We start from the raw sequence: 4,491 nt of genomic DNA, 5'->3' as shown, positions 1-4,491 counted from the left end.
CCGAGGGTGTAACCGAAGCCCGGCTCCAGCGGCTCGATCACGAACCGGGAGCGGAATTCGTCGACGACCTCTTCGGTCAACGAGGGACGCTGAGCAATCAGCACGGGGTGTTGCCTCCAGTGGTTTGGCGCCCGCTATGACGCCGTAGACACCACGAAGGGTACGGGCGGTACGGGCGGTACGGTCTCTGCTGACCGCGCTGCACTTCCTCGTGGCGCACGGCGTCCGCAACCTCGGGTGCCTCACGGGGTGAGTGTTAGTGCTCGTCCCCGACGGCGTGACGCTGTATTTCGGTCCTTCGGGGTGGGCTCTTGATCGAGGTCGCATCGGGGATGGTGAGGCCGGAGCCCGGCGGTGGCGGGCGAACATAGACCATGATCGCCGGTTGGCCAAACCGGCGATGGTGACGACCATTGAAGGTGTTCGCATGCGGCTGAGCTCGGCGGGGGAGTCGTACCGGACAGGGGGGACAGAGCCGCTGGCCCATGGGAAAAGCGGACGGTCCTGTCGCCTGCTGTCCTGCTGATTGCGGCGCCCTTCGCTGAAACGCAGCGGCGCTGATGCCTGCAGCACGTTCACTTCGACCGGCTTTCCATCGTCGTTGGCGTAGGTCGAGATCGTGCAGCGCGACCGCAGTGCGGCAAGCTCGAGTGCGAGGTTCGCGCAGAGCGCCACTTCGGCGACGATGCCGACGCCGTCCGGGGCGACCTGGCGGATCTCGGCGGCCGGGTCGTCCTCGCGCTAGTTGATCACGTGGTGGGCCCCGGCGGCGGTGGCCAGCCGGGCCTTCTCCGGGCCGCTGACTGTGCTGATCACGGTGGCGCCGGCCGATCGGCGAGCTGGATCACCGCGTGCCCGACCGCCCCGGCTCCGCCCGCGGCGAGCACCACGGTGCCCTTCAGGGCACCGGGGAGCAGGCGGCGCGGCTCGTCCTCGGCGACGGTGAGCGCGGGCACGTCGAGGGAGGCGTCGACGTCAAGGCCGGTGTCGTCGGCGGCCTGTTCGGCGTGCACGACGGTGAACTCGGCGGCGGTGCCGGTCGGTCGTCCGGTGGCGGCCATGTACAGCCAGACCCGCTGGCCGTCCCGGCTCCGGTCGATCCCGCACCGACGGGGTCGCTCGTGCTGGCGCCGTCGAGGTGCGGAGTGGCCTCGGAGAACTGTTTGGGGTGGGCGAAGCCGGAGCGGGCGTGCCAGTCGGTCGGGTGGGCCGCGGATACGGCCACCCGGACACGGACCTCGCCCAGGGCTGGAGCGGGCTGGTCACGGTCGACGAGCTGGAGAACGTCGGGACGGCCGTGTCGCGGTAGACGATGGCAACTCTTTGGCCGTCCTTGGCTTTTGGTGGGCGTGGGTTTTGCGGGCAGGACTGCGAACCGCGGCAGGGACGAAGCCGTAGGACTTGGCGGTGTCGTCGTGGTCCAGGCCTAGCTTGGTCACGGCGCAGCGCCGCACTGCGCCGTGACCGATCGGCGAAACGGTGCGACCGGCTGACGGAGCTGCCGGAACAGTCATGAGGGCGGCTCCCCGGTCGGTGGCCGCAAGGCGGTGCGCAGCAGCTCGGCGAGGTAGAACGTCATTAGCCGGTTGCCCGGCGCGGTGCCCTGATCGTCGTCGTGGCCCTCGTCGCGCCAGCCACTGCTGCCCCCGCTGGCGGTGGAGTCCTCCCGTGGGTTGTCGTTCTGTCCGCTTCCGCTGCAGCGTGCGCCGAGCCGGGCCATGAGGGCCAGTGTCTGGCCGGCCACCGTCAGGTGTCTCTTGCTGGATGTGCCTTGTTCCCTGTCGGCTGTTGTCCCAACAAAGACGGTCAGGGTATCTCCCACCCGCTTCTCCTCGTCCCCGGTCGGCTTTGACAACCGCCCTCGTACCCCTCCATCATCATTCCACTAATCAGGTAGTGGAATAGTGGTGGTGATCGTGGAGTACCGCATCGACAGGCGGAGCGGGGTCCCCGCCTTCCAGCAGATCGTGCAGCAGACCAAGCAGGCCCTCCGGCTGGGCGTACTCGTGCCGGGTGACCGGCTGCCCACCGCCAAGGAGGTCGCCGCGACCAGCACGGTCAACCCGAACACCACCCTCAAGGCGTACCGCGAGCTGGAGCGCGAGGGCCTGGTTGAACCGCGCCCGGGCCAGGGCACCTTCGTACGCCGCACGCTGGGCCGCCCCGAGACGGGCACCGACTCGCCGCTGCACGCGGAGCTGGTGGCGTGGATGTCGAAGGCGGCCGGGGCCGGTCTGGAGCAGGAGGACGTGGCCGCGCTGGTCGCGTCGGCGATGGAGAAGCAGTACGCCGCCGGGAACGCGGCGGCAACGCGGTCCACGGCGACGGGGGCCACGACAACTAGGAGCACAGGTGAGTGAAGGTATGTACGCGGGGGAACCGGCGATCGAGGCGTACGGGCTGGGGATGCGCTACCGGCGGGGCTGGGCGTTGCGGGACTGCTCCTTCCGGCTACCGGCGGGACGGATCTGCGGTCTGGTGGGACCCAACGGGGCGGGCAAGACCACGCTGCTGAGCATCGCGGCCCATGTCCTGCAGCCGACGAACGGCTCGATCAGCCTGTTCGGTGAGGCTCCGGGCTCGGTGGAGTCCGGTCGGCGCACTGCGTTCCTCGCCCAGGAGAAGCCCCTGTTCCGCCGCTTCACTGTGGCGGAGACCCTGCGTCTGGGCCGGGAGCTGAACCCCGGCTGGGACCAGCGCGCCGCCGAGGACATCATTTGCGCGGGCAACGTGCCTTTCGACGCGAAGATCAGCACGCTCTCCGGAGGCCAGCGCACCCGCGTCGCCATCGCCCTCGCCTTCGGAAAGCGCCCCGACCTGCTGATGCTCGACGAGCCGATGTCGGACCTCGACCCGGTCGTGCGCCACGAGATCATGGGCACCCTCCTCGCCGAGGCCGCCGAGCGCGAAACCACCGTGCTGATGTCCACCCACGTCCTCGCCGAACTGGAGAACGTGTGCGACTACCTCGTCGTCGTCTCCGGCGGCGGAGTGCGCCTCGCCGGTGACGTGGACGAGCTGATGTCCGTGCACACCCTGGTCACGGGCGCCAAGGAGGGTGACGGTATGCCTCCGGCCCTCGGGCAGCACACCCTCGTCGAGTCCCGCACCAGCGGACGGCAGTTCACCGCGCTCATCCGCCCCGAGGGCCCGGTCACCGGCCCCTGGGACATAAACCCCCCGACCATGGAGGAACTCCTGCTCGCCTATCTCCGCTCACCCGACGTACCACCGCTGATCACCCCCACCGCCCAGGTCCACGGCCAGGGGTTCGGCACCGGGGCGGTGGCGGCATGAGCACCTTCACCCGCACCTCGAGCAGCTCCACGGGCGACGGCAAGAACGGGACCATGAACGGGACCACCGACGGGACCTTGAACGCGACCACCACCAAGGCCAACCGGCGCCCCCGACTCAGCGGTATGACCTGGCTGGTCTGGCGCCAGCACCGGACCGCGTTCTGGACGATCCTCGCCGCCACCGCGCTCTCCGTGGCCTGGATCGTCTACCAGCGCGGCCAGCTGGTCGACTTCCTCGACGGCTACGGCTATCCCGGCAAGAGCCTCGACGAGGCGGGCGGCAAGTTGCAGCAGTACAACGACGCGTTCTCCTTCGTCTCCACGGGTCTCCAGGCCATACCCGTCCTGCTCGGTGTCTTCCTCGGCGCCCCGCTCATCGCGGGCGACCTGGAGAACGGCACCGCCAAGCTGGTCGCCGCCCAGTCCATGAGCCGGACCCGCTGGCTCGCCACGAAGCTGGCGCTGGCAGGACTGGTGGTCGTGGTGAGCACGGGCGTGATGTCGGCGGTGTTCGGCTGGTGGTGGAACCCCGTCAAGTCCGAGGTCACGATCATGGACTGGACCTCGGGCGCCGCGTTCAACACGACGGGCCCGGTGCCTGTCGCCCTCACCCTCTTCTCCGTCTTCTGCGGGGTGGCGATCGGTGCGGTGCTGCGGCGCACGTTGACGGCCATGGTGGTCACCTTCGGTTTCACCGTCGTCCTCCAGCTCGTCTGGGGCTACTTCCTGCTGTCGCTCGGCAACGTCGTCACGGTCACGACGAACAAGGGTGTCACGGGCGAGAACGTGTCCCCGTCGCTCCCTCGCGGCGCCTACGAAATCGACCAGTCGTTTGTCACCGGCAGCGGGGATCTGGTGGGCTGGAGCACCTGTTCGGGGTCGCATACCGACGCGGCACGGCAGGTGTGCCTGGACAAGGCCGATGTCGTGGGCTGGGCGGTGCAGTACCTCCCGATGTCGCAGATGAACGCCATGCAGTGGTTCGGGGCGTCGATTCTGTTCGCCCTGACCGCCGGCGTCGTGGCGTTCCTCTTCTTCTGGGGTCGTAAGCGGCTCGTCTGAGTCCGTACGCCCCGCGCCCCTTTGCGAAGGGGCGCCTTAGAAGTCATCTCATTTGGTGAGTCTGCGGTAGCAGATGAGGGTGCAGGCGATGCTGGTGAAGGCGAGGAAATGCTCGGCTTTGCGCTCGTAG

Annotated in this window: 5 protein-coding genes and 1 pseudogene; 3 read left to right on the top strand and 3 right to left on the bottom strand. The window is 68.9% G+C overall.

Annotated features, from left to right (window positions below):
• From ACFVTC_RS42735 to ACFVTC_RS42725, 3 genes and pseudogenes are all read right to left on the bottom strand, one after another.
• A pseudogene (locus ACFVTC_RS42735) lies at window positions 1-104 on the bottom strand (DNA-directed RNA polymerase subunit alpha); the annotation flags it as partial.
• Between the two features lie 708 nt (window positions 105-812).
• On the bottom strand, window positions 813-1,061 hold the full coding sequence (locus tag ACFVTC_RS42730; protein ID WP_390135237.1) for a hypothetical protein: 249 nt from the start codon (window positions 1,059-1,061) through the stop codon (window positions 813-815).
• 449 nt (window positions 1,062-1,510) lie between these two features.
• Window positions 1,511-1,744: a hypothetical protein gene (locus tag ACFVTC_RS42725; protein WP_390135235.1), complete on the bottom strand. Its 234-nt coding sequence runs from the start codon at window positions 1,742-1,744 to the stop codon at window positions 1,511-1,513.
• A gap of 157 nt (window positions 1,745-1,901) precedes the next feature.
• On the opposite strand from ACFVTC_RS42725, the gene ACFVTC_RS42720 reads away from it, so the two are divergent.
• From ACFVTC_RS42720 to ACFVTC_RS42710, 3 genes are read left to right on the top strand one after another with little or no spacing between them, the layout of a single operon-like run.
• The gene (locus ACFVTC_RS42720; RefSeq protein ID WP_390135241.1) at window positions 1,902-2,360 is read left to right on the top strand and encodes a GntR family transcriptional regulator; all 459 of its coding nucleotides are present in this window, start codon (window positions 1,902-1,904) and stop codon (window positions 2,358-2,360) included.
• Window positions 2,361-2,364: 4 nt separating this feature from the next.
• Window positions 2,365-3,297 (top strand): ABC transporter ATP-binding protein, encoded by a 933-nt coding sequence (locus tag ACFVTC_RS42715; protein WP_390135239.1) that lies wholly within the window; start codon window positions 2,365-2,367, stop codon window positions 3,295-3,297.
• Complete coding sequence (locus ACFVTC_RS42710) at window positions 3,294-4,361, top strand: ABC transporter permease subunit (protein ID WP_390135234.1); 1,068 nt, start codon at window positions 3,294-3,296, stop codon at window positions 4,359-4,361. The genes ACFVTC_RS42715 and ACFVTC_RS42710 overlap by 4 nt, the downstream gene beginning before the upstream one ends.
• The last annotated feature ends 130 nt before the right edge of the window (window positions 4,362-4,491 follow it).

Source organism: Streptomyces sp. NPDC057950, assembly GCF_042887295.1.
Classification (GTDB): domain Bacteria; phylum Actinomycetota; class Actinomycetes; order Streptomycetales; family Streptomycetaceae; genus Streptomyces; species Streptomyces kaempferi.
This window is presented reverse-complemented; position numbering and strand designations above follow the sequence as displayed.

Excerpts from the sequence above, each read along its gene's own strand:
- ACFVTC_RS42730 (WP_390135237.1), bottom strand. The coding sequence starts at position 1,061 with ATGGCCGCCACCGGACGACCGACCGGCACCGCCGCCGAGTTCACCGTC.
- ACFVTC_RS42715 (WP_390135239.1), top strand. The coding sequence starts at position 2,365 with ATGTACGCGGGGGAACCGGCGATCGAGGCGTACGGGCTGGGGATGCGC.
- ACFVTC_RS42710 (WP_390135234.1), top strand. The coding sequence starts at position 3,294 with ATGAGCACCTTCACCCGCACCTCGAGCAGCTCCACGGGCGACGGCAAG.